The sequence below is a fragment of the Nonomuraea sp. NPDC003560 genome, assembly GCF_042878785.1.
Classification (GTDB): domain Bacteria; phylum Actinomycetota; class Actinomycetes; order Streptosporangiales; family Streptosporangiaceae; genus Nonomuraea.
On sequence record NZ_JBIAOF010000001.1, the window covers coordinates 569,641 to 588,225 of the forward strand.

At 73.1% G+C, this 18,585-nt stretch carries 18 protein-coding genes; 13 read left to right on the plus strand and 5 right to left on the minus strand.

The features are described 5' to 3' along the window. Positions 1-8: 8 nt before the first annotated feature. Positions 9-1,373: an FdrA family protein gene (locus tag ACFYUV_RS02735; RefSeq protein WP_387664164.1), complete on the minus strand. Its 1,365-nt coding sequence runs from the start codon at positions 1,371-1,373 to the stop codon at positions 9-11. Further along, complete coding sequence (locus ACFYUV_RS02740) at positions 1,370-2,218, minus strand: DUF2877 domain-containing protein (RefSeq protein ID WP_387664166.1); 849 nt, start codon at positions 2,216-2,218, stop codon at positions 1,370-1,372. Before ACFYUV_RS02740 ends, ACFYUV_RS02735 begins: the two co-directional genes overlap by 4 nt. A 130-nt stretch (positions 2,219-2,348) precedes the next feature. On the opposite strand from ACFYUV_RS02740, the gene ACFYUV_RS02745 reads away from it, so the two are divergent. The 9 genes from ACFYUV_RS02745 (at position 2,349) to ACFYUV_RS02785 (ending at position 12,391) form a co-directional block, all read left to right on the plus strand. Next, positions 2,349-3,959 (plus strand): PucR family transcriptional regulator, encoded by a 1,611-nt coding sequence (locus tag ACFYUV_RS02745; RefSeq protein WP_387664168.1) that lies wholly within the window; start codon positions 2,349-2,351, stop codon positions 3,957-3,959. A gap of 11 nt (positions 3,960-3,970) precedes the next feature. Beyond that, positions 3,971-4,180, plus strand: coding sequence for an RNA-binding S4 domain-containing protein (locus tag ACFYUV_RS02750; RefSeq protein WP_352363868.1), 210 nt, complete (start codon positions 3,971-3,973; stop codon positions 4,178-4,180). Between the two features lie 103 nt (positions 4,181-4,283). Further along, complete coding sequence (locus ACFYUV_RS02755; RefSeq protein WP_358284878.1) at positions 4,284-5,612, plus strand: solute carrier family 23 protein; 1,329 nt, start codon at positions 4,284-4,286, stop codon at positions 5,610-5,612. A 150-nt stretch (positions 5,613-5,762) separates the two neighbouring features. Beyond that, positions 5,763-7,187, plus strand: a complete 1,425-nt coding sequence (locus ACFYUV_RS02760; protein WP_387664171.1) for a uracil-xanthine permease family protein — start codon at positions 5,763-5,765, stop codon at positions 7,185-7,187. Beyond that, positions 7,184-8,056: an FAD binding domain-containing protein gene (locus tag ACFYUV_RS02765; RefSeq protein ID WP_387664173.1), complete on the plus strand. Its 873-nt coding sequence runs from the start codon at positions 7,184-7,186 to the stop codon at positions 8,054-8,056. Before ACFYUV_RS02760 ends, ACFYUV_RS02765 begins: the two co-directional genes overlap by 4 nt. Next, the gene (locus tag ACFYUV_RS02770) at positions 8,046-8,522 is read left to right on the plus strand and encodes a (2Fe-2S)-binding protein (RefSeq protein WP_357964812.1); all 477 of its coding nucleotides are present in this window, start codon (positions 8,046-8,048) and stop codon (positions 8,520-8,522) included. The genes ACFYUV_RS02765 and ACFYUV_RS02770 overlap by 11 nt, the downstream gene beginning before the upstream one ends. A 37-nt stretch (positions 8,523-8,559) precedes the next feature. After that, entirely contained in the window at positions 8,560-10,911 is a 2,352-nt protein-coding gene (gene cutA / locus ACFYUV_RS02775; RefSeq protein WP_387664176.1) for an aerobic carbon-monoxide dehydrogenase large subunit, read from the plus strand. Between the two features lie 8 nt (positions 10,912-10,919). Continuing rightward, positions 10,920-11,933 (plus strand): leucine-rich repeat domain-containing protein, encoded by a 1,014-nt coding sequence (locus tag ACFYUV_RS02780; RefSeq protein WP_387664178.1) that lies wholly within the window; start codon positions 10,920-10,922, stop codon positions 11,931-11,933. 32 nt (positions 11,934-11,965) lie between these two features. After that, complete coding sequence (locus ACFYUV_RS02785; RefSeq protein ID WP_387664180.1) at positions 11,966-12,391, plus strand: hypothetical protein; 426 nt, start codon at positions 11,966-11,968, stop codon at positions 12,389-12,391. Positions 12,392-12,397: 6 nt separating this feature from the next. On the opposite strand, the gene cydB is transcribed toward ACFYUV_RS02785, so the two are convergent. The 3 genes from cydB to ACFYUV_RS02800 all read right to left on the minus strand — a co-directional run bounded on the left by cydB (position 12,398) and on the right by ACFYUV_RS02800 (position 15,717). Further along, complete coding sequence (cydB, locus tag ACFYUV_RS02790; RefSeq protein ID WP_387664182.1) at positions 12,398-13,279, minus strand: cytochrome d ubiquinol oxidase subunit II; 882 nt, start codon at positions 13,277-13,279, stop codon at positions 12,398-12,400. Between the two features lie 12 nt (positions 13,280-13,291). Beyond that, a complete protein-coding gene (locus ACFYUV_RS02795; RefSeq protein ID WP_387664184.1) occupies positions 13,292-14,635 on the minus strand; it encodes a cytochrome ubiquinol oxidase subunit I in 1,344 nt (447 codons plus the stop codon). Between the two features lie 170 nt (positions 14,636-14,805). Continuing rightward, entirely contained in the window at positions 14,806-15,717 is a 912-nt protein-coding gene (locus tag ACFYUV_RS02800; RefSeq protein ID WP_387664186.1) for a polysaccharide deacetylase family protein, read from the minus strand. 96 nt (positions 15,718-15,813) lie between these two features. Between ACFYUV_RS02800 and ACFYUV_RS02805 the strand changes: the two genes are divergently transcribed. From ACFYUV_RS02805 to ACFYUV_RS02820, 4 genes are read left to right on the plus strand one after another with little or no spacing between them, the layout of a single operon-like run. After that, a complete protein-coding gene (locus tag ACFYUV_RS02805; RefSeq protein ID WP_387664188.1) occupies positions 15,814-16,461 on the plus strand; it encodes a carbon monoxide dehydrogenase subunit G in 648 nt (215 codons plus the stop codon). A gap of 55 nt (positions 16,462-16,516) precedes the next feature. Continuing rightward, entirely contained in the window at positions 16,517-17,413 is an 897-nt protein-coding gene (locus ACFYUV_RS02810) for a hypothetical protein (RefSeq protein ID WP_387664190.1), read from the plus strand. A gap of 47 nt (positions 17,414-17,460) precedes the next feature. Further along, entirely contained in the window at positions 17,461-18,132 is a 672-nt protein-coding gene (locus tag ACFYUV_RS02815; RefSeq protein ID WP_387664192.1) for a DsbA family protein, read from the plus strand. Between the two features lie 34 nt (positions 18,133-18,166). Further along, a complete protein-coding gene (locus tag ACFYUV_RS02820) occupies positions 18,167-18,571 on the plus strand; it encodes a MarR family winged helix-turn-helix transcriptional regulator (protein ID WP_387664194.1) in 405 nt (134 codons plus the stop codon). Positions 18,572-18,585 lie beyond the last annotated feature (14 nt).

Below are 18,585 nucleotides of genomic sequence, written 5' to 3' on the forward strand. Positions count from 1 at the left end.
GGGCGGGGTCACAGGAGGCTCCGGGCGTGGCGGGCGGCCTCGGCGTTGGAGACGAACACGGCCGCCCCGGCCTCGCGCAGCGCCGCCGCCTGCCGGTGCAGGTCCTGGGGGTCGCCCGCGCTGCCGACCAGCGCCACCACGACGGTGGCCGGCGTACGGGCGACGGCCGGCGCGAGCGAGGCCGCCGGGTCGGGGTCGGCGGCGTGGCCGAGGACGACGTCCATGAGCACCACCTCGTCCGCCCGGACCCGCGACAGGGCCTCCAGGCGCAGCGTCGGATCGATCATCGGATGCGCCCGTCCCCTGGTGTAGGCGTCGTCCCCGAAGTCGGTGAACTCGCCGGGCCCGGCCAGGACGGCGGCCTCCGCGCACAGCGTGCCGCCCGCGTACAGCCCCCTGACACTGCGCGGCTCCCCGCGCAGCGCCCCCGGCCAGGACGGCCATCCGGGCACGCCGCGGCCCAGCGCCCGCAGCGCCCGCCCGGCGGCCTCGGTGAGGTCGGTCTCCGGCAGCACCGCCTCCACCACCGGCGTGCGCAGCCCGGCCGCCACCTCCCGGACGGCCCCTGCCACGCCGGGTCCGGGCGGCTTGCCGACCAGCACGATCAGCTCGGTGGCCGGATCGTCGTCGAGCAGTCGCAGGGCGCGCATCGTGGCCAGCCCGCCGACCTCGGCCGACAGGTCCCTGCCGCCCACGCCGAGGATGTGGCTGATCCCGGCCTCCGCCCAGTCGAGCAGGCAGGACACCTGCTGGGCGCCCGTGCCGGAGGCGGCGACCAGGCCGACCGGCCCCGGCCGCAGCACGTTGGCGAAGCCGAGCCCGACGCCCGCGATCGAGGCGGTGCCGCAGTCGGGCCCCATGACCAGGACGCCGCGCTCCTCGGCCAGCTCCTTGAGCCACCGCTCCTGGGCCGGCGGCACGCCGTCGCTGAAGATCATCACCGGCAGTCCGGCCTCGACGGCGTCGCGGGCCTCGCAGAAGGCGTGCTCGCCGGGCACGGACACCAGGACCAGATCGGCCGGCGTCCTGGCGGCCGAAAAGGTCGTGCGCGGCGGCTGCTCCCCGGACTCTGTGGCGGCCCTGGTGGTGGCGGCGGTGGCGGCGGTGGTGGCGGCCCGCGCGGTCAGCCGGGCGTCCAGCTCCTCGACGGCCCGTGCGGGGTCGGCGCCGCGCAGGGCGATGAGCAGGTCGCCGGGGCCCGCGGGCGGGGGCTCGAAGCCGAGGTCGCGGACGATGGCGAGGTTGAGCTCGGTGGCCATGGCCACCATCGCCACCTCCACGCCCGGCATTTCGGTCAGCGCACGACTTATTCGCATCAAGGTGACGGAGTCGTGGTACGTCCCTTTTCTCAGCTGGATCAGGTCGTCGCTCACGGGCGCCCGCTCAACGCCCGGACCGAGGCGAGCCCGATCGAGATGCCCTGGGCGAGGTCGGCGCCCGAGGTGTGGCCGAGTCGGTGCAAGCGCCGCAGCGCCGGTTCGAGCGCCTGCCTGCCCGCGATGCCGCGCAGCACGCCGGTCACCTCAGGGCTGGCCTCGCCCCTGGCCGCGCAGTGCAGCAACGTCGCCGAGATCGGCGTCGTACGGGTGCGCGCGTCGTAGGTGACGGTCGCCGCCAGCCAGTCGGCCAGCCAGACCGCCCGCCGCGTGCCGGTCGCCGTGCCGAGGTGCCTCAGCGTCACCAGCAGCCCGGCCAGCACGTCGTCGCCGCTCGGGGTGAGCCCGGGACCGAGCCCCACGAGCCGTTCCGCCGCCGTCACCGCGCCCAGCAGCCGGGCCTGCGCGCAACTGCGCGCCAGCAGCTCGACCGCGTCGTTGCCGGCCAGGCCGGGCCGTCCGGGGCCGTCCAGGACGACGTCGGCCAGGCTCAGCGGGTCGATCGGGCCCAGCGCCGGAGCCGGGTCCCACCAGCGGCGCACGCCGAGGCTCAGCGAGCCCAGCTCGATGCCGCGGTCGCCGACGGAGGCGTCGTCACCCACCGTGACTTTCGGCAGCGGCGTGGCCAGCAACACCGAGTTGGGCAGCCGGGCCGCCTCGCCGGTGATGAGGGCGATCACCGAAGGCTCGCAGTCGGTCCTGACCTCCAGGTATATCCCCGCGGAGAACGCCGCGAGCACCCGGGCCGGGCTGCGCGGGGCCTCCAGCACGGGGCGCACGGCGGTGCTGGCCGCGCCCGTCACGCGGACCCGGGCACGCCGCGCATGAGTACTGACGGTCACCGAACCTCCCATCGGACCCTGGTCCTGACCGTAGAACGGCCGGAGAACCCTCCGTACGGAGAAATTTGCCAACAGTCAGCGGGAAGGTTGGCTCTTCCTGACAGACCATCCGGGGAGTCACAATCACCACATGGAGCCCCCCGTGCGTCTGGCCAGCACCGGAACGATCATCCATGGCGTCTCGGTCGGGGAGGTGCTCGGCGTCTCGACGCTGGCCGAGGCCAGGCTGATCGCGGGGGAGAGCGGGCTCGGGCGCATCGTGCAGCGGCTCAACGTCATGGAGGTGCCCGACATCCTGGCCTGGGTCAAGCCGCACGAGCTGCTGCTGACCACCGGCTACCCGCTGCGCAACACGCCGCAGTCGCTCGGCCGCCTGGTCGCCGACCTGGACGAACGCGGCCTGGCCGCCTTGGCGATCAAGCTCGGCCGGTACGTGGACGAGCTGCCCGCCGAGATGACCGAGCAGGCCGACCGGCTCGGCTTCCCGCTGATCCTGCTGCCCAACGACGTCGGCTTCGACGACATCCTCAACCAGGTGCTCACCGACATACTCAACCGCCAGGCCGCCGTGCTGGCCCGCGCCGAGGAGGCGCACCGGGCGCTGGTCCACGTGGTGCTGGCCGGCGGCGGGCTCAACGAGGTCGCCGCCGAGGTGGCCCAGCTCCTCGACGTGGCCGTGGCCGCCGTGGACGGCTCCGGCCGGGTCCTGGCCACCGCCGGGGCGGCCGAGCACGTCGCCGCCCTGCGCGAGTCGATCTCCCGTGAGGGCCCGCCGCCCGCGCGGTCCGCCGACACGCCGGGCCGCGGCAGGGCGTTCGCCTCGGCCCCCGTGCTGGCCGGCGGCCACCACCACGGCCGGATCGTCGCCTACAGCGCCACCGGCGCGATCCGGGACAGCGACATCGGCATCCTGGAACGCGCCGCCACCGTCGCCGCGCTGGTCGTGACCCGGCAGGAGGCGGTCAACGCGGTCGAGAGCAAGTACCGGGCCGACTTCCTGCGCGACGTGCTCACCGGCCGGGCCGGCACGCCCGAGCGGGTCGACGCCAGGGCCAGGGCGTTCGGCTGGGACCTGGCGCGGCCGGTGACCGTGCTGGTGGCCGAGCTCGACCCCGACGGCGACGAGCGCAGCGCCCAGGACCGGCTGGTGTCCTGCTGGACGGCGGCCGTGCGGCGGCACGACCCGCGCGGCGCGGTGGCCGGGTTCTCGCACGAGGTCGTCGCCGTCGTGGACGCCTCGCTCGACGCCGCCAGGGTGGCCAAGGACGCCGCCTCGGCGTTCGCCGACGTGCCGCCCGCGACGTTCTCGACCGGCACCTCGCGGCCGAGCCCGGGGGCCGGGACGCTGCCGGAGGCGTACGCGCAGGCGATGAAGGCGGCCCGGGTGGGCCGGCAGCTGCACGGGCCGGGCGCGGTCGCGCACTTCGACCAGCTCGGCGTCTACCGGCTGCTGTCGCTGGTGAACGACACCGGCGAGCTGCACGCGTTCGTCCGCGAGACGCTGGGCCCGCTGGCCTGGGACGAGGACGCCGAGAACGCCGACCTGCGGCGCACGCTGCAGGTGCTCCTGGAGACCAACCTCAACGTCGCCGAGACCGCCCGCCGGCTGCACTTCCACTACAACACGCTGCGCTACCGGATCGGGAAGCTGGAACGCCTGCTCGGCAACTTCACCGACGACCCCCACCTGCGGCTCAACCTGACCCTGGCCCTGCACGTGCTGCGCATGCGCGGCATCTAGGCTTGGGGCTCGTGGATCTGGATTTCGAACTGCGTTCCGAGTACATCCCGCTGTGCGACCTGCTGAAGTACTGCGGGGTCACCGAGACCGGCGGCATGGCCAAACACCTCATCGCCGAGGGCCTGGTCCAGGTCGACGGCGAGGTCGAGCTGCGGAAGACGGCGAAGATCCGTACCGGCCAGGTGGTGAGCGGCGACGGGTTCACGATCCACGTGCAATAACGGCCCGCCGTATCCGGATGGTCGCGACACCCCTTATTGTGCTCTCCGACATACTTCGGAAGACGTCGCCGCTGGTCAGGCGGAAGATTGAGGTGGGTTCGCGGTGTTCGGGTGGAAGCTGCACGGCGACGGGAAGCATCTGACGCCGGGAGAGGTCGTCAAGCCTGACGAGCGGCTCTCCTGGCCCCGGATGGTCGGCATCGGCGCCCAGCACGTCATCGCCATGTTCGGCGCGACGTTCGTGTTCCCGCTGGTCATGGGGCTCGACGCGAACCTGGCCGTGATGATGTCCGGCGTCGCGACGATCCTGTTCCTGCTCATCGTCAAGGGCAAGATCCCCAGCTACGTCGGGTCGAGCGCGTCCTTCGTGGGGGCCGTGGTGGCGATCAGGGCGGCCGGGGGCGGCGACGCGACCGTCACCGGCGCGCTGCTGGCCGTCGGCGTCGTGCTGGCCGGCTGCGGGCTGGCCATCCACCTGCTCGGCGTGCGGATCATCCACCGCGTCTTCCCGCCGATCGTCACCGGCGGCGTGGTGATGCTGATCGGCTTCGGCATGGCCTACGTCGCGGCCGACGTCTACTGGCCCAAGGACCCGTGGGTGGCGCTGCTCACGATGGCGGCCACGTTCGTGTTCATCGGGGTCTTCAAGGGCTTCCTCGGCCGTATCGGCGTGCTGCTCGGCCTGGTCTTCGGGTTCGTGCTGTCGTGGGTCTGGGACGTGGTGGGCGGCAAGATCCTGGCCCCCGACGCCACCGGCAAGGTGACCGAGCACTTCCGCGTCAACCTCCAGGGCGTCGCCGACGCCGACTGGATCGGCCTGCCGTCGCTGCACGGGCCGGTGTTCGAGGTGTCGGCGATCGTGCTGGTGCTGCCGGTCGTGATCGCGCTCATCGCCGAGAACGTCGGCCACGTCAAGGCCGTCGGCGAGATGACCGGCGCGGACGTCGACGGCTACATGGGCCGCGCCATCATGGCCGACGGCGTCGGCACCGTGGTCGCCACCTCGGTCGGCGGCCCGGCCACCACCACGTACGCCGAGAACATCGGCGTCATGGCGGCCACCAAGGTCTACTCCACGGCCGCCTACTACATCGCCGCGGTCATCGCGATCCTGTTCGGCCTGTGCCCCAAGTTCGGCGCGCTCGTGGCCGCGACCCCCGACGGCGTGCTCGGCGGCGTCACCACCATCCTGTACGGCATGATCGGCCTGCTCGGCGCCCGCATCTGGATCGAGAACAAGGTGAACCTGTCCGACCCGGTCAACCTGGTCCCGGTGGGCGCGGGCATCATCATCGCCATCGGGCCGGTCGCGTTCCCGATCACCAGCACGTTCTCCCTCAGCGGCATCGCGCTCGGCACGATCGTGCTGCTCGTCGGCTACCACCTGCTGCGCGCCACGCGCCGCGAACCGGTGCCCGAAACAGGCCGATAACCCCCTCTCTGACCGGCCGGCGACTTCTCCGTACGGAGGTTCGCTCTGGTGACCGCGGGATATTTGGCAGATCATGCCCGTGTAGCCGCATCCCAGCGGTCCTAATGTGCCCGCAAAGGCACGGTCGCCGGCCCGGAAGAGAGGGCGCAGATGGTTTTCGGATGGACCAGACACGGTGACGGCAGGCATCTGGCGCCCGGCGAGGTGGTCAGGCCCGACGAGCGGCTGAGCTGGCCGCGCATGGTCGGCTTCGGCGCCCAGCACGTGATCGCCATGTTCGGCGCCACGTTCGTGTTCCCGCTGGTGATGGGGCTCGACCCGAACGTCGCCGTGATGATGTCCGGCGTCGCGACGATCATGTTCCTGCTGATCGTGAAGGGCAAGGTGCCCAGCTACCTGGGCACCAGCGCGTCGTTCGTCGGCGGCGTGTTCGCCATCAGGGCCGCCGTCGGCACCGACCAGAGCGTCGCCGACGCCATCGTGACCGGCTCGATCCTGGTCGCCGGGCTCGTGCTGGCGCTGGCGGGGCTGGCCGTGCACGTGCTCGGGGTGCAGATCATCCACCGGGTCTTCCCGCCCGTCGTCACCGGCGCGGTGGTGATGCTCATCGGGTTCGGGCTGGCGTACGTGGTCGCGGACGTCTACTGGGGGCAGGACCAGTGGGTGGCGCTGATCACGATGCTGGTGACGTTCGTGGTGATCGTGGCGTTCAAGGGGTTCGCCGGGCGCGTCGGGGTGCTCATCGGACTGGTCACCGGGTTCGCGCTGTCCTGGGTGCTGGACCGGGTGGCGGGGCCGGTCACCTCCGTGCTGCCCGGCCAGAACCTGCGCGACGCGGCCGGCGCCGCCTGCCCGGCCGAGGGCACGTACTGCGTGGCCACGGCCTTCCCGCACGACCGGGTCAGCTTCGACGCCGTCGCCAAGGCCGACTGGTTCGGGCTGCCGGACTTCCACGCGCCCGACTTCCGGTTCTCCGCCGTGCTGCTCGTGCTGCCCGCGGTGATCGCGCTCATCGCCGAGAACGTCGGCCACGTCAAGGCCGTCGGCGAGATGACCGGCACCGACGTCGACCCCTACATCGGCCGGGCGATCATCGCCGACGGCGCCGCCACCGTCGTCACCAGCGCCGTCGGCGGCTCGCCCACCACCACCTACGCCGAGAACATCGGCGTCATGGCGGCCACCAAGGTCTACTCCACGGCCGCCTACTACATCGCCGGCCTGATCGCGATCCTGTTCGGCCTGTGCCCGAAGTTCGGGGCGCTGGTCGCCGCCACGCCGGGCGGCGTGCTCGGCGGCGTCACCGTCATCCTGTACGGCATGATCGGACTACTCGGCGCCAAGATCTGGATCGAGAACCGGGTGGATTTCGCCGACCCGGTGAACATGGTCCCGATCGGCGCGGGCATCATCCTGGCGATCGGACCGGTGACGCACATGATCGGCGGAGACTTCTCCCTGGAGGGCATCGCGCTCGGCACCGTCGTGGTGGTGGGCGGCTACCACCTGCTGCGCGTCATAGCCGGGCGCTCACCGGGACCGGCCCGGAGACCGGCCCCGGGCGAGGCCGGGTGAAGCCGCCGCCGTTCACCCACCACGCCCCCCGCGACCTGGAGGCGGCGCTGCGGACGCTCGCCGAGGTGCCCGGCAAGGTGCTGGCCGGCGGCCAGAGCCTGATCCCCATGCTGAACATGCGGCTGGCCGCGCCCGAGCACATCGTCGACATCAACCGCCTGACCGTCCTGGACACGGTGGAGGCGGGCGGCGACGGGGTGCGGGTGGGCGCGCTGGCCCGGCACTCGCGGGTGGCCCGGTCCGGCGCGCACCCGCTGCTGACGAAGGCGCTGCGGCTGGTCGCCCACCCCGTGATCCGCAACCGGGGCACGGTCGTCGGGAGCCTGGTGCACGCCGATCCCGCCGCCGAGCTGCCCGCGGTGCTGGCCGTCCTGGGCGGCTCGGTGCGGCTGGCCCGCTGGACCGCCGCCGGCGTCGCCGAGCGGGACGTGCCGGCGCGGGAGTTCTTCGTCGGGCCCATGGAGTCCGGCGTCCGGCCGGACGAGCTGGCCGTGTCGGCCTACTTCCCGGCGCTCGGCGGGCGCGCCGGGACGGCGTTCGAGGAGGTGTCCCGGCGGCACGGCGACTACGCCCTGGCCGGCGTCTGCGCCGTGGTCACGCTCGACGACGACCTGCGCGTCGCCGCGGCCAGGGTCGCCTGCGTCGGCGTGGGCCCGGTCCCCGTCCTGATGGACGTGACCGGAGCGTGCGGCCACCGGCCGGCCGCGAACGTCGACTGGCCGGCCGTCGCGCGGACCGTGCGGGACGGGACCGACCCCGAAGGGGACATCCACGCCACCGCCGCCTACCGGCGGCACCTGGTGGGCGTGCTGGCCGAACGAGCCCTGCGCGAGGCGGCACGGGAGGGGACGGCGACCGGTGGAACATGAGATCACGCTGACCGTGAACGGCACGGCGAGGCGGGTCAGCGTCCCCGGACGCCGCCTGCTGTCCGACTGCCTGCGCCACGACCTCGGCCTGACCGGCACGCACGTCGGCTGCGAGCACGGCGTCTGCGGCTGCTGCACGGTGCTGCTCGACGGCGAGCCGGTCCGGTCGTGCCTGACCTTCGCGGTCACCGTGGACGGGCACGAGATCACCACCGTCGAGGGCCTGGCCGGCCCGGACGGGCTCTCACCGGTGCAGCGGGCCTTCGCCGAGTGCCACGGCCTCCAGTGCGGCTTCTGCACCCCGGGCTTCCTGTGCACGGTGACCGCCCTGCTGGCCGACAACCCGGCGCCCACCCACGAGGAGGTGCTCGAAGGCGTGTCCGGCAACCTGTGCCGGTGCACCGGCTACCAGAACATCGTCAAGGCCGTCCACCGCGCCGCCGAGCTGCTGGCGGAGGAGTCGTGAGCGGCGCGCGGGCCGGCGGGCCGCGACGGGAGGGACCGTGACGACCAGGATGTTCGGCGAGCCGGTGCGGCGGCGGGAGGACCCGAGGCTGCTCACCGGCCAGGGCCGCTTCCTCGACGACCTGGGCCGCGACGCGCTCGCCGCCGCGTTCGTCCGGTCACCCCACGCCCACGCCCGCGTCGGCGACATCGACGTGTCCGCCGCGCTCGACGTGCCGGGCCTGGTCGCGATCTACACCTGGGAGGACCTGCCCGAGCGGGTGGGCCGGCCGCTGCCGCTGCTGATCCCGCACCCGGCGCTCACCCACGGGCGCACGGCGTACCCGCTGGCCAGGGAGGTCGTCCGGCACGTCGGCGAGCCCGTGGTCATGGTCGTGGCCGCCGACCGGTACGCCGCCGAGGACGCCTGCGCGCTCATCGAGGTCGCCTACGAGCCGCTCAAGCCGGTCGTCGGCCTGGCCGAGGCGGTGCAGGGCGCCCAGCTCGTGCACGAGGACGTGCCGGGGAACGTGGGGGCGCACCTCGTCCAGGAGGTGCCGGGGGCCGACGGCAGGGGGGCGCGCGAGGCCGTCGAGAGCGCGCCGCACACGCTGGCCTTCCGGCTCGACATCGAGCGCAGCGCCAGCATGCCGCTGGAGGGCCGCGGCGTGCACGCCCGCTGGGACGGCCGCGACCTGCGCGTCCACTCCAGCACCCAGACCTCCACCAGCGTGCGCATGGCCGTCGCCGCCGCGCTCGGGCTGCCGCTGCCGCAGGTCGAGGTGATCGCCCCGGACGTCGGCGGCGGCTTCGGCGTGAAGATCGTGCACCCGTGGCCGGAGGAGATCCTGGTGCCGTGGGCCGCGATGACGCTCGGCCGCGAGATCAAGTGGACCGAGGACCGCAGGGAGCACTTCATCTCCTCCGCGCACGAACGCGCCCAGATCCACCACGTGCGCGTCGGCTTCGACGACGACGGCCGCGTCCTGGGCCTGGACGTGACGATCCTGCACGACCACGGCGCCTACACGCCGTACGGGATCATCGTGCCCATCGTCACCTCCACGCAGTTGCTGGGGCCGTACAAGCCGGGGGCCTACCGGGTCGAGTTCACCGCGGTCTACACCAACACCGTGCAGGTCACGCCGTACCGGGGGGCCGGCCGGCCGCAGGGCGTGTTCTGCATGGAGCGGACCATGGACAAGATCGCCCGCTACCTGGGCAAGGACCGCACGCAGGTGCGCGCGGCCAACTTCATCCGGCCCGACGAGTTCCCCTACGACCAGGGAATGACGTTCCAGGACGGCCGCCCGCTCATCTACGACAGCGGGAACTACCCGGAGATGCTCCGCATGATCAAGGAGCTGATCGGCTGGGACTCCTTCGAGCGGCGTCCGGGCCGGGGGATCGGCATCGGCTGCTACGTCGAGGGCACGGGCGTGGGCCCGTACGAGGGCGGGCACGTGCAGATCACCTCCGACGGCCGGGTGCACGTCTCGACCGGCCTGACCTCCCAGGGGCAGGGGCACGAGACCGCCTTCGCCCAGATCGCCGCCGCCGAGCTGGGCGTGCCCATCGAACGCGTCAGCGTGGTCACCGGCGACACCCGCAGGTTCGGGTACGCGGTGGGCACCTTCGCCTCCCGCGCGGCCGTCATGAGCGGCAACGCCATCGCCCTGGCCTGCCGGAAGGTCAAGGAGAAGGCGCTGCGCATCGCGGCCGACGCCCTGGAGGCCGACCCGGCCGACCTGGAGATCGACGACGGCCTGGTGCACGTCGTGGGCGCGCCGACCGCCGCGATCCCGCTCTCGACGGTGGCGGTGCTGGCCAACCCGCTGCGGTACGCCTTCGACGAGGAGACGGCCAGGGCGACCCAGTTCTCCGGCGCGGCCGACCCGGCCCGCCCGCCGGTGGCCGAGGGCGACGAGCCGGGCCTGGAGGGGCGGGAGTTCTACTCGCCGATCCGGTCCACGTTCGCCTCCGGCATGCACGCGGCCGTCGTCGAGACCGACCCGGACACCGCCGAGATCAGGGTCGTCAGGTACGCCGTCGTGCACGACTGCGGCCGGCTGATCAACCCGATGATCGTGGAGGGCCAGATCCACGGGGGAGTGGCCCAGGGCATCGGCGGCGCCCTGTACGAGCGCATGGAGTACGACGTCCACGGCCAGCTCGTCAACGCCTCGTTCATGGACTTCCTCATGCCGTACGCCACCGAGATCCCCCCGATCGAGACCGCCCACCTGGAGACGCCCTCGCCGCTCAACCCGCTCGGCATCAAGGGCGCGGGCGAGGCCGGCGTGATCCCGGTGTCGGCGGTCATCGCCTCGGCGATCGAGGACGCCGAGGGCATCGAGATCGACCGCATGCCCATCTCGCCGTCCGACCTGTTCGGGCTGCGTATGCGATGATCGGCGCCATGCTCGCTCCCGGCGCCGGCCTGACCCGCTTCCCCGACGTGCCCGACGACGTGCGCACGATCGACCTGGCCTGGAACGAGATCACGCACGTGCCCGCCCGGGTGGCCGGGCTGGCCGGGCTGGAGGAGCTGCGGCTCGACGGCAACCGGCTGCGCGAGCTGCCTCGCCTGTCCGGCCTGACCGCGCTGCGCGCCCTGCACCTCGACGGCAACGAGCTGAGCGAGGTCCCCGACTGCCCGCCCGGCCTGGAGACCCTCTTCCTCTACGGCAACCGGATCGAGCGCCTGACCGGCGACCTCGGCCCGCGCCTGCGCCACCTCGCGCTCGGCGGCAACCGGCTGACCTCCGTGCCCGCCGGGCTGTGGAAGCTGACCGGGCTGGAATCACTCAACCTCGCCGAGAACGCCCTCACCGAGATCCCCGCGGCCATCGGCGGCCTGACCCGGCTGCGCATGCTCGACCTCGGCCACAACCGGCTCGCCTCGATCCCGCCCGAGGTCGGCGACCTGCCGCTCACCGACTACCTCTACCTGAGCGACAACGGGTTCACCGACGTCCCGGCCGCGCTCGGCCGCCTCGACCGGCTGGCCTACCTCAACCTCACCGACAACCGGCTGACCAGGCTCCCGGACACGCTCGGGTCGATGGCGTCGCTGGTGGAGCTGCGCCTGTACAACAACCGGCTGGAGGCGCTGCCGGAGACCGTCGGCGGGCTCGGCCGGCTGCGCGAGCTGCACCTGCAGGGCAACCGGCTGACCCGGCTGCCCGCCGCCCTCGCGGCGCTGACCGAGCTGCGCGTGCTCGACCTGCGCGACAACCAGCTGAGCGAGCTGCCCGCGCTGCCGTCCGGCCTCACCCATCTCGACCTGCGCGACAACCGGCTGCGCGAGCTGCCCGCCGCGGTCGCCGAGCTGACCGGCCTGCGCAAGCTCGACCTGCGCTGGAACAAGCTCTACGACGACCCGCCGGTGCTCGATCTGCTGCGCGCCCGGGGCTGCGTCGTCCTGCGCTGAACCGGCGCGGGGGGCCGTGCGTATCTCCGCACATGACGACACTTCCACGTCTGGCCGTCCTCGCGCTGCTGGCCGGGCTGGTCGCCGCCTGCTCCGCCGGCGGCGGCTCCGGCGCTCCGGCGGCGGCCGGCCGGAACGCCCCGCGGGCGGCGGCGCCCCAGACGGTCGAGCAGCTCGCCGCCAAGGTCGGCTGCAAGCCGCGCATGCAGGTCGACGCCGCCGAGATCCGTACGGGCTACTGCCGGACCGCCGACGGCCAGTTCTTCGTCACGACGTTCGCCAGCCAGTCCGGCAAGGACGCCTGGATGGACGCCGCCCCCGAGTACAACCCGCACCTGGTCGGCAACCTGTGGACCGTGCTGTCCAGCCGCAAGGTGCTGGAGCTGCTGAAGGAGCGGCTCGGCGGCGACCTCCACCTGAAGGACCACCGCACGAACCAGATGCGCACGGTCGGCTGAGGCGCCCTACGCCGCCGCGAGCATGACCCGCTTGCGGAACACCCAGTACGTCCAGCCCTGGTAGACCAGCACGAACGGCAGCGTGATCAGCCCGATCCAGCTCAGCATCGTCAGCGTGTACGGTCCCGAGGCGGCCGCCGCCAGGGTCAGCCCGGGCAGCGGCGCGACGCGCAGCTCCATGAAGACCGCCAGCGTGGCCAGCACGATGCCCGCGGCGGTCGCGCCGAACGCCCAGCCCTCCCTGCGCCGCCAGATCAGCGCCGCCGCGGCGGCCAGCGCGGCCATGGCGGCCAGGGCGGGCAGCGAGCCCAGGTTCGACAGGGTCAGCACGGCCACCGGGATGGCCACCGCCGCCGCGGCCATGGCGGCGGTCCTGGCCCGGCGGCGCACCGGGCCGGTGGTGCGCAGCGCGAGGAAGACCGCGCCGTGCAGCACGCAGAGCGTCAGCGTGAACGCGCCGCCGAGCAGGGCCGCCGGGCCGCTGTCGAACAGCACGTCGGCGAAGATCGCGCCCCACAGGAACGCCGGGAGGCCGCTGCCGACCAGGATGCCGAGGTCGCACCAGATCGGGTTGGCGACCTTGCCGCGCCACTCCAGCCCGACGCCGCGCACGATCAGGCCGACCAGGATGAGCGTGACGGGCAGGTAGAACGCGCTGAACAGGCCGGAGTACCAGGCGGGGAAGGCGGCGAACATGGCGCCGACGGCCGTGATCAGCCACACCTCGTTGCCGTCCCAGACCGGGCCGATGGTCTGCAGGCTCTGGCGCTGCTCGGCGGCGTTCCTGCTCAGGAGCGGCGCCAGCAGGCCGACGCCGAAGTCGAAGCCTTCGAGGACGAAGTACCCGGTCCAGAGGAAGGCGATGATGACGAACCACAGGTTGATCATGGTCTGGTCCCTCTAGTACATCAGCGACGGTTCGAGCGGCTGCGCCTCGGGAGCGGGCTGCCGCTCCTCGACGCCCTTGCGCACGTGCTTGGCCAGCAGGACGACCTCGGCCACGGCCAGGCCGCCGTACAGGAGTGTGAAGACGGTCAGCGAGATGGCGACCTCGGCCAGGGTCACGCCGGGCGAGACGCTTGAGGCGGTCAGCAGCTCGCCGGCGACCGTCCAGGGCTGCCGGCCGATCTCGCTCAGCAGCCAGCCCGCGATCACCGCCGCGAACGGCAGCGGCAGCGCCGGCAGCAGCGCCCGCGCCAGCCAGGACGGCACCTCGCGCCTGCGCCGGGTCAGCCAGAGGCCGAGCAGCGCGAGCCCCGCGGTGGCCATGCCGAACACGATCATCACGCGGAACGACCAGAACACGATCGTCGGGTCGGGCCGGTAGTCGCCGGGGCCGAACTGCTGCTCGAAGCGCTTCTGCAGGTCCTCGGTGCCCTGGACGGTGGCGTCGGGGTCGTTGGTGGCCAGGAAGCTGAGCACCTTGGGGATCTCGATGCCGGGCGCGAGGGAGAAGGCCGCGCCCGCGGTGTCGCGCTCCAGGCCCTCGGCCGCGGCCAGCTTCATGGGCTGCTGCTCGTACATCAGCTTGGCCGACATGTCGCCGGTGCCCGCGACGACCGCCCCCGCGATCGCCGTCATGACCAGCGCGCCGCGCGCGGCGCTGCGCCACATCGGCGCGCGCGTCCGCAGCAGCCAGTAGCCGCTGACCGCCAGCACGAACCCGCCCGCCACGATGAACGCGGCCCCGATGACGTGCGGCACCTGCGCGACCGCCGTGGAGTTGGTCAGCACCGCCCACAGGTCGGTCATCCTGGCCTTGCCGTCCACGACCTCGTAGCCGACCGGGTGCTTCATCCAGGCGTTGGCCGCGAGGATGAAGTAGGCCGACAGGTTGGAGCCGATCGCGGCGGCCCAGATGCTGGCCAGGTGCGCCTTCTTCGGCAGCCGGTCCCAGCCGAAGATCCACAGGCCGAGGAACGTGGACTCCATGAAGAAGGCCAGCAGCGCCTCCATGGCCAGCGGCGCGCCGAAGACGTCACCGACGAACGTGGAGTACTCACTCCAGTTCATGCCGAACTGGAATTCCTGCACGATGCCGGTCACCACGCCCATGGCGAAGTTGATCAGGAACAGCTTCCCGAAGAACTTCGTGAGCTTGAGGTAGTGCTCCTTGCCCGTGCGGTGCCAGGCCGTCTGGAGGCCCGCGACGAAGATGCCCAGACCGATGGTCAGGGGCACGAACAAGAAGTGGTACACGGTGGTGACCCCGAACTGCCACCGTGCCAGGTCAAGCGCGTCCATCAATCCCCACCCGCTCATAGCTCTACAAGCTGTAGTACTTCTACCTGTAGTAGTACTACAGGCCGTAGAGCATCGCGATGCGACGTTGGTCACATCCCCCGGTTCTGCCTACTTTTCGAGGATCCCGTACGGGTACGTCCCGGCGCGTCACCCGCCGGGCGGATTGCGCACTACCCCGCCCGGCGGACCCCGCCCGCGGCGTCGAGGTAGGCCTGCAGATTGCCCAGCTCGAAGCCGCGCCGCTTGATCTTGTCGATCAGCACCCGGAAGTCGGCCGCCAGGTTGGGCCGGAAGTGCAGGAGCAGGATGTCGCCCGGACGCAGGCGCTTGTCGGGCACCTGGTAGGCGATCTTGCCGCCCGGCTGCACGGTGGCGGTCCACAGCAGCACGGCCTTCACCCCGCACCGCCGGGCGGCCCGCAGCGTGTCGGTGTTGTAGCTGCCGAACGGCGGCCGGAACAACACCGGCCGGGTCCCGATCTCCTTGCCGACCACCTGGGCCGCGCCGCAGATCTCGCGGCGCTGCCCGTCGAGGGCCAGGCGGCGCAGGTCGGGATGGGTGAGGGTGTGGTTCTCGACGGGCACGTGGACGTCGCGGAGCTGCCGGAAGTACCCCCACTTGCCGGCGCCCACGTAGCGGCCGGGGCCGCCGGCCGGGTCGGGGCTGCCCTTGGCCTCGACCGCGTCGCGCATGGCGAAGGCGGTGATGGGGACGCGCCGGTCGCGTACCAGCTTGACGAAGCCCGGGTCCTGCTCCCAGCCGTCGTCGATGGTCAGGAAGACGACCTTGCGCTTGGTGGGGATCGAGCTGATCACCGGGGGCAGGCCGTGCTCGCCCCTGATCGGGCCCACCTCGCCGGCCCGCGGCAGCGCCCCCGGCGGGCCCTGCGAAGTGGGCCGGGACGTGGGGACGCCGGTCGCGGACGGCTTCGCCGACGGCCCGGTCACGACCCCGCCGGTGCCGCCATCGGTGCCGCCGGTGGCACACCCGGCGGCCAGCGCCACCAGCACCCCGGCGAGCACGGCCGGCCCCAGCCCGCCACGCCCGGCCCCGCCCCTGACCGTTCCACGCCCCCAGCACATGGAGCACCATCTTGCCAGCCCTGATCAGCACGACGCGTCGCCCGACTGGCAGGTCTTGCCCTTAACCAGCCGGTCACCGGTGCCTAGAGTGGCCGCATGAAGGTGGCGGGCAGCGCCGTGATCGGCGTACAGCGAGATCGAGTGTGGGCCGCGCTCCAGGATCCGGCGGTGCTCGTGCGCACCATCCCGGGCTGCGAGCGCCTGGAGGAGACCGGGCCGGACACCTACAGGATGACGGTCAACGCGGGCGTGGCGTCCATCAAGGGCGTCTACCAGGGGGAGGTCGCGCTGGCCGAGCCGCGCGCGCCCGAGAGCTTCACGCTGCGGGCGCGCGGCCAGGGCGCGCCGGGCACGGTCGAGGCGACCGTCCTGGTACGGCTGAGCGAGATCGACGGCGGCACCCGGGTGGACTACGACGCCGACGCGGTGATCGGCGGGATGATCGGCGGCGTCGGGCAGCGCATGCTCGGCTCGGTCGCGAAACGCACGGCGGGCGAGTTCTTCTCCGCCGTCGAGGGCCACCTCAGCGCCTCGCCCCCGATCCCGGCGGCCCAGACCGCACCGGAGGCCGCACCGCAGACCACACCGGCCGCCCCGGCGGTCTACGAACGGCCGCCCGCGCGGCCCGCCGAGCCCCGCCCGTGGGCGCTGCTGGCCGCCTTCGGCATGGGCGCGGCCGCCGCGCTCGCCGGCGTCGCGGTGGGCCGGCTGCTCGGCCGCGACACAAGTGGCCGGCGCGGCTGAGGGACGCGCCACGACGACCCTCGCGGAAAAGGATCTCCCGGCGTAGCGTGGCGGTATGCGGCAGGCACACGCTGAAGACGCACGGAACGAAGCCAGGCGCATCGTACGCAACCTGCTGGGGGAGGAGCGCCCCACCGCCGAGTCGCTGGTCGCCGAGGTGCGGCCGGTGTTCGGCGACCAGCGGACCGACCGCGCGCTCGGGCTCGCGCTCGGCGCGTCGCTCACCCGCCGATCGGCCGAACTGGCCGCCATCGCCGCGCTCCTCGTCGGCGCCCGCGAGCTGGGCGCCGGCTGGTGGACGCGGCCCAGGGGCGGCAAGCTGCCGCCGCCCGACGAGGTGCTGCGCACGGCCGTCGCGATCGAGCCGTGGACCGACCTGACCGCGCTGGAGATGCTGGCCGCCTGGATCGCCGACGACGCCGCCGACCAGGTCTGGGGCCGGCCCGTCGCCGAGGTCGACCTCAACTCCTGGCAGGCCGAGGACCGCTTCGAGCTGCCGCCGGGGGTCCGGCCGGGTCAGCGGCTCGTGGTGCACTTCGACGCGGGCGGCCGGCTCGACGCGGTCGTCGCCCGCCGTCCCGACGACGCGCTGGGGTCCAACCTCGACTTCCAGTCGCTGCGCTACTCCAGGCCCGCCGAGGCCCAGTGGAGCTGGGGGGTGGCCGCCGGGCTCGGGCCCCACCGGCTGCCCGGCGAGAAGCCCGACCCGTACGCCCGCGAGATCCCGGCCGCCGCCGCGGGCGTGCTGCGGGCCTGGGCCGTCCGCCACGGCGTCACCCGCGAGGAGCTGGGCGAGCGGTGGGGGACCGTCGGCGACGTGGTGGCCGCCATCGAGCGGGTCGACTGGATGTGGCGCAGCGGCGAGTGGTTCGGCTGGTGGCGCGGCGCGTCCGCGCTGGTGGACGACTCGGCCTACCTGCCGTACCGGCTGGAGGAGCTGGCCGCCGGGTGACCCGCGGCCGGCGGAATCGTCGTGCGGGCCGCGTGGTTGTCGATGGGGTGAAAGTCGAGATCTTCTCCGATGTCGTGTGCCCCTGGTGTTACATCGGGCACGTCAGGTTCGCCCGCGCCGCCGAGCGTTTCCGTGCCAAGGGCGGCACGATCGAGGTGACCATGCGCCCGTTCCAGCTCAACCCCGACGCCCCCGTCGAAGGCGAGCCGCTGATCCCGGCCCTTGAGCGCAAGTTCGGGCCGGGCGCGCGGCAGATGACCGAGCGGGTCAAGGCCGTCGCCGTCGAAGAGGGCCTGGAGATGGACTACGAGCGGGCCGTCAACGCCAACACCTTCGAGGCCCACCGGCTCATCGAGGCCGCCACCGCCCAGGGGCTCGGCAAGGAGATGGCCGACCGGCTGTTCCGGGCGTACTTCGGCGAGGGCGCGAACGTCGGCGACCCCGCCGTGCTGAGCCGCCTGGCCGGCGAGGTCGGCGTCCAGGACACCGGCGAGGGCGCCGAGCAGGTGCGCGAACACCTGGCCAGGGCCGGCGCGCTGGGTGTCAGCGGGGTGCCGCTGTTCCTGTTCGAGGGCAAGTACGCGGTGTCGGGCGCGCAGCCCGAGGACGCCTTCGCGGCGGCGATCGACGAGGTCGCCGAGCGTACCGGCCAGACGCCGATCACCCAGCTCGCCCCGCCGGCCGACGGCTGCGACGACGACGGCTACTGCGCGGTCTGAACGGCCCCGCCCGCGGCGGTGCGACAATCGGAAGGTGTCGAGCCGCCGCCTTGGTTACCTGCTCAAGCATGCCGCGCTGCGCCTGGCCGAGTTCACCGGCCCGGCGCTCGCGCCCTACGGGATCGACGGGCGGGAGCTCGGGGTGCTGTCGGTGATCGACGCCCCCGAGCCGCTGTCGCAGCAGGAGGCGGCCCAGCGGCTCGGCATCGACCGCACGACGATGGTCGCCATGGTCGACGCGCTGGAGGGCAAGCGGCTGGTGGCGCGGCGGCCGCATCCGGGCGACCGCCGCAAGAACGCGGTGGAGCTGACCGAGCACGGCCGCGAGACCATGCGCCTCGCGGTGCCGGCCGTGGAGGAGGCGGAGCGCGCCTTCCTGTCCGCCCTGCCGGAGGACGAACGCCGCCTGTTCCACGCCGCCCTCGACCGGCTGGTGTGAGCCACGCGGCTCAA

What these genes read in the sequence shown, in the direction of transcription:
- ACFYUV_RS02745 (WP_387664168.1), top strand. Translation starts at nt 2,349, where the DNA reads ATGGAGCCCCCCGTGCGTCTGGCCAGCACCGGAACGATCATCCATGGC.
- ACFYUV_RS02760 (WP_387664171.1), top strand. Translation starts at nt 5,763, where the DNA reads ATGGTTTTCGGATGGACCAGACACGGTGACGGCAGGCATCTGGCGCCC.
- ACFYUV_RS02780 (WP_387664178.1), top strand. Translation starts at nt 10,920, where the DNA reads ATGCTCGCTCCCGGCGCCGGCCTGACCCGCTTCCCCGACGTGCCCGAC.
- ACFYUV_RS02785 (WP_387664180.1), top strand. Translation starts at nt 11,966, where the DNA reads ATGACGACACTTCCACGTCTGGCCGTCCTCGCGCTGCTGGCCGGGCTG.
- cydB (WP_387664182.1), bottom strand. Translation starts at nt 13,279, where the DNA reads ATGATCAACCTGTGGTTCGTCATCATCGCCTTCCTCTGGACCGGGTAC.
- ACFYUV_RS02795 (WP_387664184.1), bottom strand. Translation starts at nt 14,635, where the DNA reads ATGGACGCGCTTGACCTGGCACGGTGGCAGTTCGGGGTCACCACCGTG.
- ACFYUV_RS02800 (WP_387664186.1), bottom strand. Translation starts at nt 15,717, where the DNA reads ATGTGCTGGGGGCGTGGAACGGTCAGGGGCGGGGCCGGGCGTGGCGGG.
- ACFYUV_RS02805 (WP_387664188.1), top strand. Translation starts at nt 15,814, where the DNA reads ATGAAGGTGGCGGGCAGCGCCGTGATCGGCGTACAGCGAGATCGAGTG.
- ACFYUV_RS02810 (WP_387664190.1), top strand. Translation starts at nt 16,517, where the DNA reads ATGCGGCAGGCACACGCTGAAGACGCACGGAACGAAGCCAGGCGCATC.